Origin of the sequence: Streptomyces sp. NPDC001381 (genome assembly GCF_042895685.1) — a bacterium.
Taxonomy (GTDB): Bacteria; Actinomycetota; Actinomycetes; order Streptomycetales; family Streptomycetaceae; genus Streptomyces.
Genome location: NZ_JBIAWO010000004.1, coordinates 209,186 through 227,034, shown reverse-complemented (window position 1 = coordinate 227,034; position 17,849 = coordinate 209,186). Strand labels below are relative to the sequence as shown.

Sequence of the window (17,849 nt, the reverse complement as noted above, 5' to 3'; positions counted from 1 at the left end):
TGGTGACCGGTCCTGGTCGCCTTCGGTCGCTTTCAGCCGGGCTGGAAGAACGCGAGCAATCTCTGGGCGGCGTCCGGCGACATCAGCAGTTCCTGCATGTCCGCCGACATCCGGGCGGCAGCGCTGGTGCGTTCGAACATCTCGCGTTCGTATTCTCTGACGGCGGCGGGAAAGTCGGCGGGGTGCGCGGCCAGCGCGAGACCGAGCAGGGCGCCGTCGAGCAGCGCCATGTTGGCCCCCTCTCCCACCGGCGGCATCAGGTGCGCGGCATCGCCGAGCAGCGTGACGCCCGGCGTCGACGGCCAGGTCAGGCCGACCGGGAGCGTGGTGATCGACCGCGGCACGATCATGTCGTCGCAGGCCGCGATCAGCGCGGTGAAGCGTGAGTCCCAGCCGGGGAGCAGGTCGATCAGCCGCGCCCGGGCTGCGGCCGGGTCGTCGAACCGGATCCCGCTGGTGGCGAACCAGTCCTCGGCGGTGTTGTAGAAGCTGAGGCCGATGCGAACGCGGCCGTCGCCGTTGCGCTGCGCCGCCAGGGACACTCCGTTGCCGAGCACCCAGTAGTTGCCGCGCCCGACCATGGCCGCGAGGTCGGGGTGCGTGCGGTCGATGTCGGGGATGCCGAGCTCGACGACGTTCTGGCCGATGTGCGTCGGGCGGGCGTCGGTGAGCAGCGTGCGGACCCGGGACTGCGCGCCGTCCGCGCCGACCAGCAGGTCGTGGGGCGCACTGCTGCCGTCGGCGAAGTGCAGCAGGCCGTCCTCGGCGGATTCGAACGCGTGGCCCCAGCGCACCACGTCTTCCGGGAGGGAGTCCAGCAGCAGGGCGCGCAGATCGGCGCGGTCGACCTCGGGTCGCTCGAGCGGGGCGTCGTCGGGTGTGTCCTCCTGGAGCAGCAGGGTGCCGTCCGGCTCGAGAAGACGCATGTCCTGGCCTTCACCACGGGCAATCGCGTGGAACCGGTCGATCAGACCGGCCTCGCGCAGCGCCCGCTGGCCGGAGTGGATGTCGAGCATGCCGCCCTGACCACGTGCACCGCGTGACGAGTCACGCTCGTACACGACGGAATCCATGCCGTTCACGTGCAGAACGCGGGCGAGAGCGAGGCCGCCGAGGCCGGCTCCGACGATGGCGATGGTCATGGTCACTTCCCTCCGATACGCCGTACTGGTCGATACACTGTATGGCGCGATGCACAGTATTGTTGGCGGAATGTTGGTGTGGGAGAGACCGGAGCCACCGAATCGACCCGTGCCGGCCCCGTTGAGCCGGGACCGGATCGTGCGAGCGGCGATCCAGCTGGCCGACGCGGACGGCCTGGAAGCGGTGTCGCTGCGCAAGGTCGCCGCCGCGCTGGACGTCCGTCCGATGCGGCTGTACGGCTACATCGCCGGCAAGGAGGAATTGCTCGACCTGATGGTCGACGCCGCTTACGCCGGGATCCGGCCGGTCGGAGACGGCTGGCGGGAGGTGCTCCGGTCTCTTGCCGAATCCACTCGGCACGCCGCTCACGAGCACGAATGGCTCGCCGATCTGCTGGGTGGCCGACCCCAGCTCGGGCCGCACGCGCTGGCCAGTGGGGAGACCGTGGTGGCCGCGCTGGGCGAGGTCGACGTGGACGCCGTCATGCCGGTGGTCGCCGCGGTCAACGCGTACGTGATCGGCGCGGTGCGTCGGGAGATCGCCGAGCGGCGTGCCGAGCGGGCCACCGGGCTGGACGAGAAGCGTTGGCAGGCCTCACTCGGGCCCTATCTGGAGCGCACCTTCGCCACCGGCCGATTCCCCGCGCTGGCCACGGTGGTGCGCGATGCCGCCCACCTGGACGCCGACCACACCTTCCGGATCGGCCTCGACTGCCTGCTCGACGGCATCGAAGCCCGCATCTCACGGTGACCTGGGCGCAACGCACTCGACGCGGGCCGCGTGAGCGGGTGGACTGAGCCCATGACGACACCTCAGGAAGAGCTGCTGCCCGGTACCCGGCGGGCGCTGCTGCACCGGATCGCCGTGGCCCAGGCCGAGGGCCGTGCCCCCTCACTCGTCGCCGCGGTCGTACGGGACGGGCGGGCCGTGTGGCACGGGGCGCGGACCTCGGTCGACGGGCACGGACCCGACGAGAACGTGCAGTACCGGATCGGCTCGATCACCAAGACCTTCACCGCCGTTCTGGTGCTGCGGCTGCGCGACGAGGGAGCGCTCGACCTCGAGGACCCGCTGGACAAACACCTGCCCGGCACCGGGGCGGGGGAGCTCACGATCGCCCAACTGCTCGCCCATACGGGAGGGCTGGCGGCCGAGACGCCCGGCCCCTAATGGGAGCGGACGCCGGGTTCCCTGCGGCCCGAGCTCGCCGACGTCCTCGGCGACCGGACGGCCCCGCATCCGGCCGGCCGCCGGTTCCACTACTCGAATCCGGGCTATGCCGTCCTGGGCGCCCTGGTCGAGAAGCTGCGCGGCGCCCAGTGGGAGGAGGTGCTCCGGCGAGAAGTGCTCGAACCTCTGGGGCTGGATCGCACGGGTGTCCGACCGCAGGCCCCGTCAGCAGGCGGCTGGGCGGTGCATCCCTGGGCGGATGTGATGCAGCCGGAACCCGTCGAGGACTACGGGCCGATGGCCCCGGCGGGCCAGCTCTGGTCCACGACCGCGGACCTCGCGCGGTTCGCCGCCTTCCTGCTGCGGGGCGACGACCGGGTGCTGAGCGCGGAGACCCTGCGGGAGATGCGGACACCGGCGGCGCCGGCCGAGGCTGCGGAACTGGCGGACGGCTCCACGTACGGGCTCGGACTGCAGCTTCTGCACCGTGACGGGCGGCTGCTCGTGGGGCATTCCGGCTCGGTGCCGGGCTTCCTCGCGTCTCTCTTCATCGGGGTGGAGGACGACGTCGCCGCGGTGGTGCTCGCCAACTGCACCTCGGGCCCCTTCGTGGCGCAGGTGGCCACCGATCTCGTACGCCTCGTCGCGGAGGCGGAGCCACGGATCCCGGAGCCGTGGCGGCCGTTGCGGGAAGCAGACCGTTCCGTGCTGGAGTTGGCGGGCCAGTGGTACTGGGGGACCAGCCCCTCCGTCCTGCGGGTGACGGCCGACGGGCTCGTCTCGCTGGGGCCGCTGTCCGGTGGTGGCCGACGCTCGCGGTTCCGGCCGAACGCGGACGGCAGCTGGACCGGTATCGAGGGCTATTTCGCCGGGGAGGTCCTACGGGCCGTACGGCGGCCGGACGGCACCCTGGACCACCTGGACCTCGGATCGTTCGTGTTCACGCGTCAGCCGTACGAGGAGGGCGCCGACGTGCCCGGTGGGGTGCACCCGGAGGGCTGGCGAGGGATCGGCTGACCGCTCCGGCGGAGAAGGAGGTGCTGCGTTTCACGTGAAACACAGCACCTCTGTCGTCGAACCCGGCTCCCGCACGGCAGCGAGCCGGGCTCTCAGAGCTGCAGCTTGAAGCCCACGTGCGAGGCCACGAACCCCAGCCGTTCGTAGAAGCGATGGGCGTCGGTGCGCGTGGTGTCGGAGGTGAGCTGCACCAACTGGCAGTTCTCCCGCCGGGATTCCTCGACCGCCCACTCGATGAACCGGGTGCCCAGACCGCTGCCGCGCTCGTCGGCGTGCACCCGCACACCCTCGATGATCGACCTGGTGGCGCCCCGGCGGGACAGACCGGGGATGATCGTCAGCTGGAGGGTGCCGACCACGCGCCCCTCGCGCACGGCGACGACCAGGCGCTGGTTCGGATCGGTGCTGAGCCGCTCCAGCGCCACGCGGTAGGGCGTGAGGTCGTCCGGGGATTCACGCTGGGCGCCCAGCGGGTCGTCCGCGAGCATGTCCACGATCGCGGGGATGTCCTCGGCGACCGCGGGCCGGATTTCAAGATCTCCCATGGCCGCACCCTAAGCGCCTTCCCCGCCGCGCCCTACGCGGCGGCGGGTGCCTTCAGTGACTCCACGACCCGTACCAGGGGTGCCAGTTCGGGATTCCTCGCGGCTTCGTCGAGGGCCTCGCGCAGAGCGGCGTCATTGGTCGGCCGTGCCGCGGCGAGCAGCGCCAGGCCGGCCTCGGTGACGTCGGTGTAGATGCCCCGGCGGTCGGTGGGGCAGAGATAGCGCTCCAGAAGGCCACGGTCCTCGAGCCGGCTGACCAGCCGGGTGGTGGCGCTCTGGCTGAGGACGACCGCGTCGGCGACCTGCTTCATCTGCAGATGGCCCCCTTCGCCGTCGTGCTGCCGGCTCAGCACGTCGAGCAGGGAGTACTCGCGCACGCTCAGGTCGTGCCCGGCCTGCAGCGCCCGCTCGATGTGGGCCTCGATCCTCCCGTGCAGCAGGGAGAGGGCGCACCAGCCCTGAGCAAGGGCGGTGAGCGCGGGGTCCGTCGCGGTCATGGGCGTTCTCCTCCGTCCCGGAGCGGCTGACACCAGGATAGAGCAGCAGTGCAATAGTCGGCGCTTGCATGTATGCCGCGTCTGCAACTATTGTGTGCGCACGTAAAGCGCACCTGCAATCTTCTGGGAAGGTCCACCCTCCATGCCTCTCGCGCTTCTGGCCCTCGCGATCGGGGCCTTCGGCATCGGAACCACCGAGTTCGTGATCATGGGCCTGCTGCCCGAGGTCGCCGGCGACTTCGGGGTCTCCATCCCCACGGCCGGCTTCCTGGTGACCGGCTACGCGCTCGGCGTCATGTTCGGCGCCCCGCTGATGACCGTCCTCGGCACCCGGGTCTCCCGCAAGCGGATGCTGATGCTCCTGATGGGCCTGTTCATCGTCGGCAACCTGCTCTCCGCCGTCGCGCCCGTCTTCACCGTGATGCTCGTCGGCCGCGTCGTCGCCTCGCTCGCCCACGGCGCCTTCTTCGGCATCGGCTCGGTCGTCGCGGCCGATCTGGTCGCCCCGGACAAGAAGGCCGGCGCCATCGCCATGATGTTCACCGGTCTGACCGTCGCCAACGTGGTCGGAGTCCCGCTGGGCACCCTCGTCGGGCAGAACGTCGGCTGGAGGGTCACCTTCGGCATCGTCGCCGTCCTCGGCGTCGTCGGCCTGGCCGGCATCGCCCGGCTGGTCCCCGAGATGCCCCGGGCCGAGGGCGTGCACCTGCGTCACGAGCTGGCCGCCTTCAAGAACGCCCAGGTCCTGCTCGCCATGGCGATGACCGTGCTCGGCTTCGGCGGCGTCTTCGCGGCCATCACCTACATCGCGCCGATGATGACCCACGTGACCGGCTTCGCCGACGGCTCCGTCACCTGGCTGCTGGTCCTCTTCGGGCTCGGCATGGTCGGCGGCAACCTCGTCGGCGGCAGGTTCGCCGACCGCGCCCTGATGCCCATGCTGTACGTCTCTCTGGGCGCTCTGGCGGTCGTTCTGGCCCTCTTCACGCTCACCGCCCACAACAAGGTCCTCGCGGCCCTCACGATCGCCCTGATCGGTGCCCTGGGCTTCGCCACCGTCCCGCCGCTGCAGAAGCGGGTCCTCGACCAGGCCCACGGCGCCCCGACACTCGCCTCGGCCGTGAACATCGGCGCCTTCAACCTCGGCAACGCGCTGTCCGCCTGGCTCGGCGGTCTCGTCATCGCCGCCGGCCTCGGCTACACCGCCCCGAACTGGGTCGGCGCCGTCCTCGCCGCGGCCGCCCTGCTCCTCGCCCTCGTCTCGTCCGCGCTGGAACGCCGTGACGGCGCTTCCGGCACGGTCGTCGCCGGCGCCGCGCCCGCCGCGCAGCGAACGGCCGTCCACCACTGACCCTCGCCCGCCCCGACGGGCCGGAGCCGCCCCGTCGGGCCCCTACCCCCTCACCGCACCCACAGCCTCAGCAGCACCGCAAGGAGAGACCCCCACATGAGCACCACCGCCGTCGCGCCCCTCACCACCGACGACGCCGAGGTCCTGGTCACGGCCGCCCGCCGGGCCGCCGAGGCGGCCGGGGCCACGGTCAGCGTCACCGTCCTGGACGCGGGCGGCCATCTGCTCGCCTTCCGGCGGGACGACCGGGCCGTGCTCGTGTCGGGCGAGACGAGCACCCGCAAGGCGTACACCGCGCTGCAGCTCGACGCCCCCACCGCCGGCCTCGTCGACGCCGTGCAGCCGGGAGGGCCCTTCCACACCCTCCCCACCGCGCTCGACCGGCCGCTGCTGTTCATCGCGGGTGGCATACCGGTCCACCGCGACGGCCGGCTGATCGGCGCGATCGGAGTCGGCGGCGCCGCCCCGGAGCAGGACCACGCCTTCGCCGCGGCCGCCGTGCGGACGCTGGGCTGACCGCGGCGGCCCGCTGAGCGCCGGATCGCAGACAGAACGCCGGTTTCCCACAGCCCCGGGGAACCGGCGTCGTCGTGTGCGGGTGCCTCAGCCGGCCGCCACCGTCAGCGGCGCGAACCGCCGGCTCCAGTCGCCCGGGAGGTCCGCGATGCCAAGGTTCATGACGGCGTTGAAGGCCACGGACTCCAGGCCCCGTTCCTTCACCCACGCCAGCAGTTCCTCGTGCCGTACGTCGATGTCGGTCCGCAGCGGCCGGTCGGTGCGGGCGGCGAGGGAGGCCAGCAGGGCCTTCGCGGTCTCGGTGTCCCGGGCGATCAGCGGACCCACGACATGGGTGGCCATGTTGGGCCAGGCGGCGGCGTAGCCGATGATCCGGCCGTTGTCCTCGGCGATCCGCAACTGGTCGGCGAAGGCGGGCAGCCGAGTGATCATGTGCGTGCGATCGGCGCCGAACACCTCTTCGTCGAGCCTGAGGATCGAGGGCAGATCCTCGGCCGTGGCCGGGCGGGTGACGATGTCCGACGGCGGTGCGTCCGGGCTGAAGTGCCCGCACACCATCTCCGCCCGCCCCGTGACGTTGAAGCCGAGCTCCTCGTACAGCGGACGGCCGTTCGGGGTCGCGTGCAGGGTCAGCGGGGTGGAGCCCATCGTGGAGACGATGTGTCGCATCAGCCGGCGGCCGACGCCCTGCCGGGCGTGCCGCTCGGCGACCAGCACCATCCCGACGGCCCCGAGGGCAGGACGGTCGGACGGACCGTACGCGGTGACGACGCAGGCGGTGACCAGCCCCCCGGTGGGGTCGTCGATGCCGTACCCCTGCCCGGCGGAGAGGAGGAGACCCCACTTGTGCTCCTCGCGCGGCCACCCCCGGTCCTCGGACAGGTCGGCGCAGGCGGTGAGGTCGCGGTGCGTCAGGCGGCGAACGGGCAGAGCGGCGAGGGAAGGAGTCGGCACGCGGGTCAGGCTGTCCGACGGGCACCCCTGGCGTCCACCGGATTCCCGGGTGACGTACGCGCTTTTGGCCATGTCGCGGAAACGGCACAGGACGGCAGGAGACCGTTTCACGTGAAACCGCGGTGCCCGGCGAAGGGCGGGATCTCCGCGGCTGACAGCACCCATGGTTAGCCCCGGCCCATGGCGAGACTTCATCTCTTCGACCTCGACGGCACTTTGCTGCACGGGACGTCCGCGCCCCTGGAGATCTCCCGCCAACTCGGCCTGGTGGCCGAGACGGTGGCGCTGGAACAGGCGATCTCCGCAGGTCGGATCGGGCCGCCCGAGTACGCGACCCAGGTGCACGCCCTGTGGACGAGCCTCACCGAGGACCATGTGACGGCGGCGTTCGAGGGAGCGCCGTGGCTGGCCCGCATTCGTGAGGTCTGGGCGGAGATCAGCAGCAGAGGGGAGTACTGCGCCGTCGTGTCGCTCTCGCCCTCCTTCTTCGTGGAAAGACTCACGGGCTGGGGCGCCCACGCAGCCTATGGATCCCGTTTTCCCGCGCTTCCTTTCACGGCGCCGGTGGATCCGGCGGGGGTGCTCAATGCCGCGGCGAAGGTGGTGATCGCCGATCGCTTGTGCGCCGAGTTCGGAGTGACGCGGGACGACTGTGTCGCCTACGGCGACTCGCTCTCCGACAAGGACCTGTTCGGCGCCGTACCCGTGTCCGTGGCGGTGAATGCGGACCATCATCTGGCGAGCCTCGCGACCCATTCCTACTCGGGTAGGGATCTGTGGGAAGCCTATGAATTGGTGTGTCCCGCCCGGTAGTTGAGGGAATCGACGGTTCACTCCCCGAGCCGTGCCCCGGGGAGGCAAGGGGGGACTTGTGCGGTCGACCGCGGCCGGTATGGTCGACTCCGGTTCGCTTCGGGAGCGGTGTTCGCCGGACCTGGCGCACACATTCCGGGCGGGCCGAGAGCAGGGCAATGCAGCCTAACGGGACGGAGAGATCGAAGACCCGCATTTCCGGTTGTGCGGCCGGAGCGTCTCCACGGGATGGGACGCTGCGGTGAGAGTGCTGCGGACCAGGTCGCACTCTCGCCTTGTGCGTTCATGCGGAGCGGAAAACGGGGACCGCGGCCTTGCCGGTCGCGGACCGCACGGAATACCAAGCCGTCTGCGGGGGAAGCAGGCCTCTTCCGAGCCAGGAAGTGCGCAGACCGACCGAAAGATGTTCGAGGCGAGGCACACCATGGACGCTCCGACCACCAAGTCGGCCGACAACGGCACGTCCGGCGGCGGGGACGGATGGTTCACCCCGCGCAAACAGCCGGAGCCGGCTGCCGCAGGCGAGCAGGGCGCGCCGGGCGGCCACCGCCTGGCCGCGCTGCGGCCGGTGGGCCGCGGCCGCGGCACCACCGTCGGCGACGGCGACCCGCCCCAGGGCGCTCCCGCCCACGCGGAGCAGCGGAGGGAGGACGCGGGCCGACGGAAGGAGACAGGGCCGACGCACCGACCGGACGCCGACTCGGCGCCGGGGCCGGACACCGATGCGGCGCGGGGGCCGGAGCCGGGGCCGCAGAGCCCGCTCAGCCCGCCCGCTCCGGAGCGGGCGACCTCCTGGGCCGACTCACCCCCGCCGCGGCCCGCAGAGGCCGTTCCTTCCCGGCCCGGGCTCGCCGAACCGCTTCCTCCCCCGGCGGTCCAGATGCCCCCGCTGACCGATCCGCTGGTTCCCGCCAAGCGTCCCGCCCCCGTCCGGGAGGCCTCGCCGGACGCCGTGCTCATCCGCCGGACCATGGTCGAGGTGGCCCCGGTGGCCGACAAGGTCACCTCGTACTTCTACGCCCTGCTCTTCGTCCGCCACCCCGAACTGCGCCCCCTCTTCCCACCGGCGATGGACGCCCAGCGCGACCGGTTGCTCAAGGCCCTGCTGACCGCCGCCGAGCACATCGACAACACCCCGGTCCTCGTCGACTACCTGCAGAACCTCGGCCGCGGGCACCGCAAGTACGGCACCCGCGCCGAGCACTATCCGGCCGTCGGTGAGTGCCTCATCGGCGCGCTGAGCAAGTACGCCGACACCGTCTGGGGCGCCGAGACGGAAGCCGCCTGGGTCCGGGCATACACGACGATCTCCCAGGTCATGATCGACGCGGCGGCCGCGGACGAACTGCGCGCTCCGGCCTGGTGGCACGCCGAGGTCGTCTCCCATGAGCGCAGAACGCCCGACGTCGCTGTCCTCACCCTCCGCCCCGACCAGCCCTATCCCTTTCTCGCCGGGCAGTACGCGAGCCTCGAGACCCCGTGGTGGCCGCGCATCTGGCGGCACTATTCGTTCGCGTCGGCCCCCCGCTCCGACGGGCTCCTCACCTTCCATGTGAAGGCCGTTCCGGCCGGGTGGGTCTCCAACGCCCTGGTGCACCGCGCCCACCCCGGCGACGTCGTACGGCTCGGTCCGCCGGCCGGATCCATGACCGTCGACCACGGCCGGGACAGCGGCCTGCTCTGTCTGGGCGGCGGCACCGGCATAGCCCCGATCAAGGCACTGATCGAGGATGTCGCCGAACACGGCGCGCGCCGCCCCGTCGAGGTGTTCTACGGCGCCCGCAGCGATCACGACCTGTACGACATCGACACGATGCGCAGGCTCCAGCTGTCGCACTCGTGGCTGGAGGTCCACCCCGTGGTGGACCGGCACGGCCTGCTCCAGCTGCCGGACGCCATCCGTACCTTCGGCCCCTGGACCGGGTACGACGCCTATGTCTCCGGTCCGCCCGGCATGATCCGCAGCGGGGTGGACGCCCTGCGCGGCGTCGGTTTCCCCGTCGAGCGCATACGGCACGACTCGGTCGAGGAACTCGTCGCCACGGGCGGCTGACGCCGGATCCGGATGCCGTGGGCCCTCACCCCAGATCGGGTGCGTGCATGGCCCGTACGCCCTCGATGTTGCCGTCGAGGTAGTGGCGCAGCGACAGCGGTACGAGATGGACGGAAGCGATACCCACCCGGGTGAACGGCACCCAGACGATCTCGTACTCGCCGGCGGGCTCGTCGATCTCGGGGCCGTGCCGCTGGGCGGGATCCATGGACTCCAGACGGCAGACGAAGAAGTGCTGGACCTTCACTCCGGTCGCGCCGCCGTCCTCGCCGATGTGCTCGACGGTGTCGACGAAGCAGGGAACCACGTCGGTGATCTTCGCGCCGAGTTCCTCGTGCACCTCGCGGTGCAGGGCGTCGACGACGGTCGCGTCATCCGGCTCGACGCCGCCACCGGGCGTGACCCAGTAGGGATCGACACCGGGCTTGGTGCGCTTGATCAGGATCAGGTCGTCGCCGTCCAGCAGAACGGCACGGGCGGTGCGCTTGACCACAGGTCGGACGGTCATGGGAGAAATGTGGCCCCGCATGTTCCACGTGAAACATCGCGAAACGTCACCAACCGAGCGCACGGTGTGACAGGGCTGCGCGGTCCCCCGGAGAGCCCGCTCAGCACCACCGGGCCGCTGCTCCCAGCAGCCACTCATGGGCGCGGGCGATGTGCGGTATCGCCAGGGTGCCGGTCCGTGTCACCAGGACGTACGTCCGCAGTGGCGGCACCGCCGGCTCGTGCGGCGCGACGACCTCACCGCCCTCCAGGGCGTCCGCGCACAGATAGCGGGGCAGCACCGCGAGCCCGGCGCCCGCGACGGCGCAGGCGAGCACCGCGCGCAGGTCGGGGACGATGACGGTGCCGGAGGCGGCGGGGCGTGAGTCGAAGACGGAGGCCCAGTAGCGGGAGACGAGGGGCAGCGACTCGTGCACCTCCACGACGGGGAGGTTCTCCAGCGCGGAGGCGTCCTTGCGGCGCAGTTTCCCGGCGTCGATCCGCTCCGCCCACTGCGGGGCGGCGACCAGGACGTGCTCCTCGTCGCACAGCGGGGTGGCCGTGAGCAGGGCGCCGCGCGGCCGGGCGGTGCTGATCGCCAGGTCGTGGTGGCCGGCCGCCAGTCCCTCCAGGACCTCCTCGGCGGTGCCGAAGGAGACCCGCAGGGCGAGTCCCTGGCCGTCGGCGCCGCTCAGCTCGGTGAGGGCCGGGAGAGCGCGCTCGGCGGTGAACTCGGGGGGCCCGGCGAGATGCAGGGACCGCAGGGAGGACTCGTCGTCGAGGCCGGTCTCGGTGATCTCCACCAGGGCGTCGAGGTGCGGGGCGGCTTTGTGCGCGAGTTCGTCCCCGATGGTCGTCGGTGTCACGCCGCGGGCCTGGCGCAGGAACAGGGGGCGGCCCACCTGCCGCTCCAGTGTGCGGATCTGGGAGGTGACGGCCGGCTGGGACAGGCCCAGCAGGGCGGCGGCGCGGGTGAAGGAGCCGGCCCGGTGCACGGTCACGAAGGTGCGCAGCAAGGCCAGATCCATGGAGCGTCCTCCTGCCTTCCCCTGTCTTTCTCCCGGCTCAGGGGCAGGCCTTAACTATAAATATGTCGATAGGTCTCTGTCGCTACGGTGATTGGACACTGACACAGAGTCAACTAGCCTTGGTCGCGCGGTTCTTCGTGGGGGGAACCGAGGGCGGTCCGAGCCACGAGGGGGGAGGCTCGGACCGTCCGACGTGCGGCGCGGTACTCCTCCCCGGCCTCCGTGAACCGGATCACGACGCCGACTCCTCCAGCGCACGCAGCACATCCGCCACCAGGTCCTCGGGGTCCTCGGCACCGACCGACAGCCGGATGAAGCCTTCCGGCACCGCGTCGCCGCCCCAGCGTCCACGCCGCTCGGCGGTGGAGCGCACCCCGCCGAAGCTGGTCGCGTCGTCCACGAGCCGCAGCGCCTCCAGGAACCGCTCGGCACGCGCGCGCGTGGGCAGCGTGAACGACACCACGCACCCGAAGCGCCGCATCTGCTGGGCGGCCACCTTGTGGGCGGGGTCGTCGGACAGCCCGGGATAGCGCAGCCCGGTCACCTCCGGTCTGCCCCGCAGGGCCTCCGCGACGGCCAGGGCGTTCGCGGCCTGCCGCTCGACGCGCAGGCCCAGAGTGGCGATCGACCGGTGCGCCAGCCAGGCCTCCATGGGGCCGGGAACCGCCCCGACGATCTTCCGCCAGCGCCGGACGGCGGTCATCGGTTCGCCGGCCCGCCCGGAGACGTAACCGAGAAGGATGTCGCCGTGTCCGGTGAGCTGCTTCGTCCCGCTGGCCACCGAGAAGTCGGCGCCGAGCTCCAGCGGGCGCTGCCCGAGCGGAGTGGCGAGCGTGTTGTCGACGGCGACGAGGGCGCCACGCGCGTGTGCCGCCTCGACGAGCCGCCGGATGTCGCACACGTCGAGCCCGGGGTTCGACGGCGACTCGATCCACAGCAACCGGGCCCCGTCGAGGGCGTCGAGCTGGGCGTCGCCGCCGGTGGGCGCGGTCCGCACCTCGACGCCGAACGCCTCCAACTGGGCGCGGACCAGCGGCAGCGCCTGGTAGCCGTCGCTGGGCAGGACGACGGTGTCACCGGAGCGCACCTGGGAGAAGAGCAGGGCCGAGACGGCCGCCATGCCGGAGGCGAAGACGAGCGTCTCGACGTCGTCCTGCCCGGGCGCCTCCAGCTCGCCGACGGCGCGCTCCAGAAGGGTCCAGGTGGGGTTCTCGTCGCGGCCGTAGGTGTACGGTCCCGTCGGCTCACCCGGCAGGTGGTAGTGGGCGGCGAACACCGGTCCCGGGAGGGTCGGTTCGTGCTTCACCGGCTCGGGCAGCCCGGCCCGTACCGCGCGCGTGCCCTCACCCGCGTCCCCGGGTACGCCGCCGGGCATGGTGGAGTCGTTCATGACACCCGTCCTTCCAGGTCCTCGCTCACGGCGGCCAGCAGTCCGTCGGCCGCCGCCTCCACCATCTCAAGGCACGCCGCGAAGCCGTCCCGGCCCCCGTAGTAGGGGTCAGGGACGTCGAGGTCGTCCCCTGCGGCGGGGTCGTAGGAACGCAGCAGGCGCACCTTCTCGGCGTCCTCCGCCGTGGGCGCCAGGCGGCGCAGGGCCCTGAGGTGCCCGGCGTCCAGGGCGATCACGAGGTCGAGGCGGGCGAACCAGGACGGTTCGAACATCCGGGCCGTGTGATCGAGGGCGTAGCCGTTCCCCTCCAGGACGGAGAGGGTGCGCGGGTCGGCGCCCTCGCCCTCGTGCCAGTCGCCCGTGCCGGCGCTGTCGACCTCGACCAGCCCGTCGAGTCCGGCCTCCGCCACACGCGCGCGGAAGACCGATTCGGCCATCGGTGAGCGGCAGATGTTGCCGGTGCAGACGAAACAGACACGGTAGGTCATTACGGGCTCAGTCCCCGTCGGGCAGGAAGGCGTTGAGCGCCCAGGAGACGACGGAGATGATCAGCCCGCCCAGGACCGCCGTCCAGAAGCCCTCGACGTGGAAGCTCAGGTCGAGCTTGTCGGCCAGCCACGAGGTCAGGAGCAGCATCAGGGCGTTGACCACCAGGGTGATCAGACCGAGCGTCAGGATGAACAGCGGGAAGGTCAGCACCTTCACGATCGGCTTGACCAGGAAGTTGACCAGGCCGAAGAGCAGCGCGACGACTATCAGGGTGCCGATCTTCTTGCCCGTGCTGTCACCGGTCAGAGTGATGTCGTCGAGCAGCCAGACGGCGACCGCCAGGGCACCCGCGTTGGCGATCGTCTTGACTACGAAATTCTTCATGTGTCTGATCGTGGCAGAGAGATCGGCAATGGGCACCGGGCGAGGGCGGACGAACACGATGAAGGCATTCCGGCTGGACGAACTGGAGGCGGAACGAGCCGCCAACGACGGCGCCTACCTGCAGTTCCTGCGGGAGCGGAACATGTCCGTGGGCCTGTACGCGCTCGATGCCGGAGAGCATGATCCGCAGAATCCGCACAACCAGGACGAGGTGTACTTCGTCGTGAGCGGCCGCGCCTCCATCACCGTCGGTCTGGAGACCACTCAGGTCGCGCGCGGCAGCGTGGTGTACGTCCCGGCCGGGGTCGCCCACAAGTTCCATCACATCAGCGAGGACCTGCGGGTCCTGGTGGTGTTCTCTCCGCCCGAGGCGTGACCCGGTGCCCCCGGTTCCCTAGGGGATCGATCAGGGGAGGACAAGGGGCGCGAGGCCCCCGCCGGCACCCCTCGCGGACCTAGCATCGACGCCAGGACACCGGAATCATCCGGACTCAGAGGGAGTTCCGGCCGGACGAGGACAAGGACTAAGGCGATGCGAGAGATCTTCGCGGGACTGCCGTGGTGGGTGAAGTGGGTGGCGGTGCCGGTCATCGCCCTGGTCGTGTTCGGCGGGCTGATAGCCAGCGTCGTCGGCTTCGTGGTCTGGCTGCTGTTCAAGGTGCTGATCTTCGTGGCCCTGGTCGGCGGACTGATCTATGTCGTACGGAAGTTCATGGCGGGTTCCTCGTCACGCGGCGACTGGTGAGCGGTACGGGCGGCGCCTGAGCGGTAACAGGAATCGCCTGTTCCCTCGCCCGGGGGAAGTTTGGCGCAGGGCCCGGCTGTGGGCGGTGGCGGACGGTTAAAGTCCGGAACTCGTCGCGGGGAAGAGCCCCGCGAGCGGCGTACACCCCCCTCCCGTGTTTCCCCGCACGGGCCGCCCCCTCGCGCTTCGGGAGTGACCCCTTGGCCATGGTCGACACCGCATCCGTGGAATCGCACGCGCCTCCCGCCCCGCGGTCCTCCGCGCCCCCGCTGCAGCGCCCGCCGAGCACGGCCCTCCCCGAGCAGCCCGGTGCCGCCACGCGATCGCCTCACCCCACCTCGACGCTCATCGGCTCCGTCCAGCGGGCGATGCGTCTGCTGGAGTCCGTCGCCGCGCACGAGTGCGGAGCCCCGGCCAAGCAACTGGCCCGCGAGACCGGACTCGCGCTTCCCACGGCCTACCACCTGCTGCGCACCCTCGTGTACGAGGGCTATCTGCGCCGGGACAAAGGGCTGTTCTTCCTCGGCGAGGCGGCCGAGCGGCTGGGCAGCAGCGGAGCGGCGCAGAAACGTCGCAGCACGGTTGCCGAGATCCTCGCCCAGTGGCGCGATTCGATCGGTGTCCCCGTGTACTACGCCCGGTACCGCGACGGCGAGATCGAGGTCATGTGCGTCTCCGACACCCCCGCCAACCCGGCGGTGGAGGAGTGGGCCGACTTCCGTGAGACCGGGCACGCGCACGCCGTGGGGCAGTGCCTGCTGTCCCAGTTGGACGAGGACGCCCGCCGCGACCACCTGAACCGCTACCCGGTCCGGTCGATCACTCCCTACACCGTCCGTGACGACCACACCCTGCTGCGGCGTCTGGAGCGCATGCGACGCATGGAACCGGTCGTGGAGCGGCAGGAATACGCACTGGGCACGGTGTGCGCCGCGATCCCGATCACCGTGGGCACCACGGCGGCGACGATGGCCATCTCCCTGCCCGCACATCAGGCCGAACGGCTGCTCCCCGCGGCACGGCGGTTGCAGAGCGAGGTCGGGCGCACGCTGGGGTCAATTGCGATCTCTATCAGCATCTGAAAACTCACTCCTTGTGATGTGTTGTGCACGTTCAGCAAGATGCGATGCAGTGTCATGGGTTGATTACCGGCCATTCGACGGCAAATGACGGGGTAACGCGATGCGCGAGTCCGTACAGGCAGTTCAGGCAGAAGTGATGATGAGCTTCCTCGTGTCCGAGGAGCTCTCGTTCCGCATTCCGGTGGAACTGGGCTATGAGGCGTGCGATCCCTATGCCGTGCGGCTCACCTTCCATCTGCCTGGTGACGCCCCGGTGACCTGGGCCTTCGGGCGCGAGTTGCTCATCGACGGGGTGGGCCGGCCGTGCGGGGAGGGGGACGTACGGGTCTCGCCCGTGGACCCCGATGTGCTCGGCGAGGTTCTGATCCGGCTTCAGGTGGGCGGCGACCAGGCGCTGTTCCGGTCGTCGGCCGCCCCTTTGGTGGCCTTCCTGGACCGCACCGACAAGCTGGTGCCGCTGGGCCAGGAGGGTGCGCTCGCCGATTTCGACACCCATCTCGACGAGGCGCTGGACCGGATCCTGGCGGAGGAGCGGAGCACCGGCTGACCCGCCGACGGCAAGCCGTGGCGGAACGCTTCGCCACGGGGGTGGGGGCCCGCAGTAACGCTTCTTCTCTGACCTGCCGGTGTCTCGTCCTCCGCAGGGGCGGGGGGGCGCCTCTCGGGCACCCCCCGTCTCAACGCTTGCGCCGTGTCAACGCTTGCGTCGCCTGCCCCGGCCGCTCCGGGGCTGGGCGGGGCCTGCCGCCGCTCCCGCCGGAATCGACTCCGCCGCCGAAGCGGCCGCCGTTCCCGGTTCAGGACGGTCGGCCGCGACCACGAGGGCCGCGAGAGCCGTCGTGACCGGAACCGACGCCACCAGGCCGATCGAGCCCACCAGCGTGCGCACGATCTCCTCGGCGACCAGCTCGCTGTTGGCGACCGCGCCCACGCTGCTCTGCGCGATCGAGAAGAGCAGCAGCAGCGGCAGCGCGGCACCGGCGTAGGCGAGGACGAGCGTGTTCACCACGGACGCGATGTGGTCGCGGCCGATACGGATGCCGGCCCGGTACAGCCCGCGCCAGCCCATCGCCGGGTTGGCCTCGTGCAGCTCCCAGACCGCGGAGGTCTGGGTGACCGTCACGTCGTCGAGGACACCGAGCGAGCCGATGATGATGCCGGCGAGCAGCAGACCGCTCATGTCGATCGACGGGTACAGGCCGTGGATCAGGCCGGTGTTGTCGTCCGTGTTGCCGGTGAGCGCGGCCCAGTCGATGAACCAGGAGCCGAGGAAGCCGATCAGCATCAGCGAGATGAGTGTGCCGAGCACGGCCACGGACGTACGGGCCGAGAGGCCGTGGCACAGGTACAGGGCGATCAGCATGATGGCGCTCGATCCCACCACGGCCACCAACAGCGGGTTCGAGCCCTGCAGGATCGCGGGCAGGATGAAGAAGTTCAGGATCAGGAAGCTGGCGGCGAGCGCCACCAGCGCCATGACGCCCCGCAGCCGCCCGACGATCACGACGGCGACCGCGAAGATGATCGCCAGCACCGTCATCGGGACCCGGCGGTTCACATCGGTGACCGAGTACTGCAGGTCCTTCGGCGCCGAGGGTTCGTAGGCGACCACGACCTTCTCGCCCTCGTGCAACTGCCGTGACTGGTCCGGCTGGACGATCTCGGTGAACGTACGGCCCTTGTCGTCGCCGGTGTCCACACGGATCGTGGCCTTCTTGCAGGTGCCGTTCGCCTGCTGCTCGGCGGAGGAGCCCTCGGCGGTCGAGGTGTCGCCGGTCGGCGTACTGCCGGAGGCGTTCACCGACTGGCAGCTCACGCTCACCACCTTGGTGACCGTGGCCTGCTGGGTCTGCCGGTCGAAGCCGACCCCGGTGCGCTCGTGCGCCGGGGCACCACCCGGCCAGAGCACCACGAGCCCGACCAGCACCGCCGCCGCGAACGGGATGAGGACGGCCGCGATGACCTTGCGCAGATGCTTGGAGACCGGGGCGGCCGGGCCATGACTGTGGCTGTGCCCGTGCGTATGCCCGTGGCCGCCGCCCGAGCCGGCGCCGTGCCCGCCATGCCGGCCGTCCCCCGGGCCGTGCCCGCCATGCCGGCCGTCCCCCGGGCCGTGGCCGCCGGTGTGACCGTCGCCGGCACCGTGCCCGGGTCCGTGTGAAGGGTCTCGGCCGTGTCCCGCACCG

18 protein-coding genes and 2 pseudogenes are annotated in these 17,849 nt (G+C 71.1%); 10 read left to right on the top strand and 10 right to left on the bottom strand.

All coding sequences use genetic code 11. The features are described 5' to 3' along the window. Nucleotides 1-32 precede the first annotated feature (32 nt). Nucleotides 33-1,142: an FAD-dependent oxidoreductase gene (locus ACFY2L_RS19660; protein ID WP_390822920.1), complete on the bottom strand. Its 1,110-nt coding sequence runs from the start codon at nt 1,140-1,142 to the stop codon at nt 33-35. A gap of 70 nt (nt 1,143-1,212) precedes the next feature. On the opposite strand from ACFY2L_RS19660, the gene ACFY2L_RS19655 reads away from it, so the two are divergent. Then, on the top strand, nt 1,213-1,893 hold the full coding sequence (locus ACFY2L_RS19655) for a TetR/AcrR family transcriptional regulator (RefSeq protein ID WP_390823197.1): 681 nt from the start codon (nt 1,213-1,215) through the stop codon (nt 1,891-1,893). A gap of 51 nt (nt 1,894-1,944) precedes the next feature. Beyond that, nucleotides 1,945-3,330, top strand: a pseudogene (locus ACFY2L_RS19650) (serine hydrolase domain-containing protein). 92 nt (nt 3,331-3,422) lie between these two features. Here ACFY2L_RS19650 and ACFY2L_RS19645 read toward each other — a convergent pair. Next, a complete protein-coding gene (locus ACFY2L_RS19645; protein ID WP_390659817.1) occupies nt 3,423-3,875 on the bottom strand; it encodes a GNAT family N-acetyltransferase in 453 nt (150 codons plus the stop codon). Nucleotides 3,876-3,907: 32 nt separating this feature from the next. After that, complete coding sequence (locus ACFY2L_RS19640; RefSeq protein WP_390822919.1) at nt 3,908-4,372, bottom strand: MarR family winged helix-turn-helix transcriptional regulator; 465 nt, start codon at nt 4,370-4,372, stop codon at nt 3,908-3,910. Nucleotides 4,373-4,514: 142 nt separating this feature from the next. Between ACFY2L_RS19640 and ACFY2L_RS19635 the strand changes: the two genes are divergently transcribed. Next, on the top strand, nt 4,515-5,723 hold the full coding sequence (locus tag ACFY2L_RS19635) for an MFS transporter (protein ID WP_390659819.1): 1,209 nt from the start codon (nt 4,515-4,517) through the stop codon (nt 5,721-5,723). A 96-nt stretch (nt 5,724-5,819) separates the two neighbouring features. Then, nucleotides 5,820-6,239: a heme-binding protein gene (locus ACFY2L_RS19630; RefSeq protein WP_390659820.1), complete on the top strand. Its 420-nt coding sequence runs from the start codon at nt 5,820-5,822 to the stop codon at nt 6,237-6,239. Between the two features lie 87 nt (nt 6,240-6,326). Here the strand turns inward: ACFY2L_RS19630 and ACFY2L_RS19625 are convergent, their stop codons facing one another. After that, a complete protein-coding gene (locus tag ACFY2L_RS19625) occupies nt 6,327-7,193 on the bottom strand; it encodes a GNAT family N-acetyltransferase (protein ID WP_390659821.1) in 867 nt (288 codons plus the stop codon). A 180-nt stretch (nt 7,194-7,373) separates the two neighbouring features. Here ACFY2L_RS19625 and ACFY2L_RS19620 point away from each other — a divergent pair, with 180 nt between their 5' ends. Both ACFY2L_RS19620 and ACFY2L_RS19615 read left to right on the top strand, forming a co-directional pair. Continuing rightward, nucleotides 7,374-8,006 carry an HAD family hydrolase gene (locus ACFY2L_RS19620; RefSeq protein WP_390659822.1) on the top strand — a complete coding sequence of 211 codons (633 nt, stop codon included), beginning with the start codon at nt 7,374-7,376 and terminating at the stop codon, nt 8,004-8,006. A gap of 403 nt (nt 8,007-8,409) precedes the next feature. Next, nucleotides 8,410-10,059: a globin domain-containing protein gene (locus ACFY2L_RS19615; protein WP_390822918.1), complete on the top strand. Its 1,650-nt coding sequence runs from the start codon at nt 8,410-8,412 to the stop codon at nt 10,057-10,059. 25 nt (nt 10,060-10,084) lie between these two features. Here ACFY2L_RS19615 and ACFY2L_RS19610 read toward each other — a convergent pair whose 3' ends face one another. The 5 genes from ACFY2L_RS19610 to ACFY2L_RS19590 form a co-directional block, all read right to left on the bottom strand. Further along, nucleotides 10,085-10,567, bottom strand: a complete 483-nt coding sequence (locus ACFY2L_RS19610) for an NUDIX domain-containing protein (RefSeq protein WP_390659824.1) — start codon at nt 10,565-10,567, stop codon at nt 10,085-10,087. 100 nt (nt 10,568-10,667) lie between these two features. Then, nucleotides 10,668-11,573: a LysR family transcriptional regulator gene (locus ACFY2L_RS19605; protein WP_390659825.1), complete on the bottom strand. Its 906-nt coding sequence runs from the start codon at nt 11,571-11,573 to the stop codon at nt 10,668-10,670. Nucleotides 11,574-11,805: 232 nt separating this feature from the next. Continuing rightward, nucleotides 11,806-12,963: a cystathionine gamma-lyase gene (locus ACFY2L_RS19600; RefSeq protein WP_390822917.1), complete on the bottom strand. Its 1,158-nt coding sequence runs from the start codon at nt 12,961-12,963 to the stop codon at nt 11,806-11,808. Further along, entirely contained in the window at nt 12,960-13,451 is a 492-nt protein-coding gene (locus ACFY2L_RS19595) for a low molecular weight protein-tyrosine-phosphatase (RefSeq protein WP_390659827.1), read from the bottom strand. Before ACFY2L_RS19595 ends, ACFY2L_RS19600 begins: the two co-directional genes overlap by 4 nt. Nucleotides 13,452-13,458: 7 nt before the next feature. After that, nucleotides 13,459-13,836 carry a phage holin family protein gene (locus tag ACFY2L_RS19590; RefSeq protein WP_390659828.1) on the bottom strand — a complete coding sequence of 126 codons (378 nt, stop codon included), beginning with the start codon at nt 13,834-13,836 and terminating at the stop codon, nt 13,459-13,461. Between the two features lie 58 nt (nt 13,837-13,894). Here ACFY2L_RS19590 and ACFY2L_RS19585 point away from each other — a divergent pair, with 58 nt between their 5' ends. From ACFY2L_RS19585 to ACFY2L_RS19570, 4 genes are all read left to right on the top strand, one after another. After that, a complete protein-coding gene (locus ACFY2L_RS19585) occupies nt 13,895-14,212 on the top strand; it encodes a cupin domain-containing protein (RefSeq protein ID WP_390659829.1) in 318 nt (105 codons plus the stop codon). 156 nt (nt 14,213-14,368) lie between these two features. Then, on the top strand, nt 14,369-14,581 hold the full coding sequence (locus ACFY2L_RS19580) for a DUF5326 family protein (RefSeq protein ID WP_390659830.1): 213 nt from the start codon (nt 14,369-14,371) through the stop codon (nt 14,579-14,581). Between the two features lie 206 nt (nt 14,582-14,787). After that, a complete protein-coding gene (locus ACFY2L_RS19575; protein WP_390659831.1) occupies nt 14,788-15,663 on the top strand; it encodes an IclR family transcriptional regulator in 876 nt (291 codons plus the stop codon). Nucleotides 15,664-15,763: 100 nt separating this feature from the next. Next, a complete protein-coding gene (locus ACFY2L_RS19570) occupies nt 15,764-16,210 on the top strand; it encodes an SsgA family sporulation/cell division regulator (protein WP_390822916.1) in 447 nt (148 codons plus the stop codon). 147 nt (nt 16,211-16,357) lie between these two features. On the opposite strand, the pseudogene ACFY2L_RS19565 reads toward ACFY2L_RS19570, so the two are convergent. Further along, a pseudogene (locus ACFY2L_RS19565) lies at nt 16,358-17,827 on the bottom strand (YibE/F family protein); the annotation flags it as partial. Nucleotides 17,828-17,849 lie beyond the last annotated feature (22 nt).

Excerpts from the sequence above, each read along its gene's own strand:
- ACFY2L_RS19660 (WP_390822920.1), bottom strand. The coding sequence starts at position 1,142 with ATGACCATCGCCATCGTCGGAGCCGGCCTCGGCGGCCTCGCTCTCGCC.
- ACFY2L_RS19655 (WP_390823197.1), top strand. The coding sequence starts at position 1,213 with ATGTTGGTGTGGGAGAGACCGGAGCCACCGAATCGACCCGTGCCGGCC.
- ACFY2L_RS19645 (WP_390659817.1), bottom strand. The coding sequence starts at position 3,875 with ATGGGAGATCTTGAAATCCGGCCCGCGGTCGCCGAGGACATCCCCGCG.
- ACFY2L_RS19640 (WP_390822919.1), bottom strand. The coding sequence starts at position 4,372 with ATGACCGCGACGGACCCCGCGCTCACCGCCCTTGCTCAGGGCTGGTGC.
- ACFY2L_RS19635 (WP_390659819.1), top strand. The coding sequence starts at position 4,515 with ATGCCTCTCGCGCTTCTGGCCCTCGCGATCGGGGCCTTCGGCATCGGA.
- ACFY2L_RS19630 (WP_390659820.1), top strand. The coding sequence starts at position 5,820 with ATGAGCACCACCGCCGTCGCGCCCCTCACCACCGACGACGCCGAGGTC.
- ACFY2L_RS19620 (WP_390659822.1), top strand. The coding sequence starts at position 7,374 with ATGGCGAGACTTCATCTCTTCGACCTCGACGGCACTTTGCTGCACGGG.
- ACFY2L_RS19615 (WP_390822918.1), top strand. The coding sequence starts at position 8,410 with ATGTTCGAGGCGAGGCACACCATGGACGCTCCGACCACCAAGTCGGCC.
- ACFY2L_RS19610 (WP_390659824.1), bottom strand. The coding sequence starts at position 10,567 with ATGACCGTCCGACCTGTGGTCAAGCGCACCGCCCGTGCCGTTCTGCTG.
- ACFY2L_RS19605 (WP_390659825.1), bottom strand. The coding sequence starts at position 11,573 with ATGGATCTGGCCTTGCTGCGCACCTTCGTGACCGTGCACCGGGCCGGC.
- ACFY2L_RS19600 (WP_390822917.1), bottom strand. The coding sequence starts at position 12,963 with ATGAACGACTCCACCATGCCCGGCGGCGTACCCGGGGACGCGGGTGAG.
- ACFY2L_RS19595 (WP_390659827.1), bottom strand. The coding sequence starts at position 13,451 with ATGACCTACCGTGTCTGTTTCGTCTGCACCGGCAACATCTGCCGCTCA.
- ACFY2L_RS19590 (WP_390659828.1), bottom strand. The coding sequence starts at position 13,836 with ATGAAGAATTTCGTAGTCAAGACGATCGCCAACGCGGGTGCCCTGGCG.
- ACFY2L_RS19585 (WP_390659829.1), top strand. The coding sequence starts at position 13,895 with ATGAAGGCATTCCGGCTGGACGAACTGGAGGCGGAACGAGCCGCCAAC.
- ACFY2L_RS19580 (WP_390659830.1), top strand. The coding sequence starts at position 14,369 with ATGCGAGAGATCTTCGCGGGACTGCCGTGGTGGGTGAAGTGGGTGGCG.
- ACFY2L_RS19575 (WP_390659831.1), top strand. The coding sequence starts at position 14,788 with ATGGTCGACACCGCATCCGTGGAATCGCACGCGCCTCCCGCCCCGCGG.
- ACFY2L_RS19570 (WP_390822916.1), top strand. The coding sequence starts at position 15,764 with ATGCGCGAGTCCGTACAGGCAGTTCAGGCAGAAGTGATGATGAGCTTC.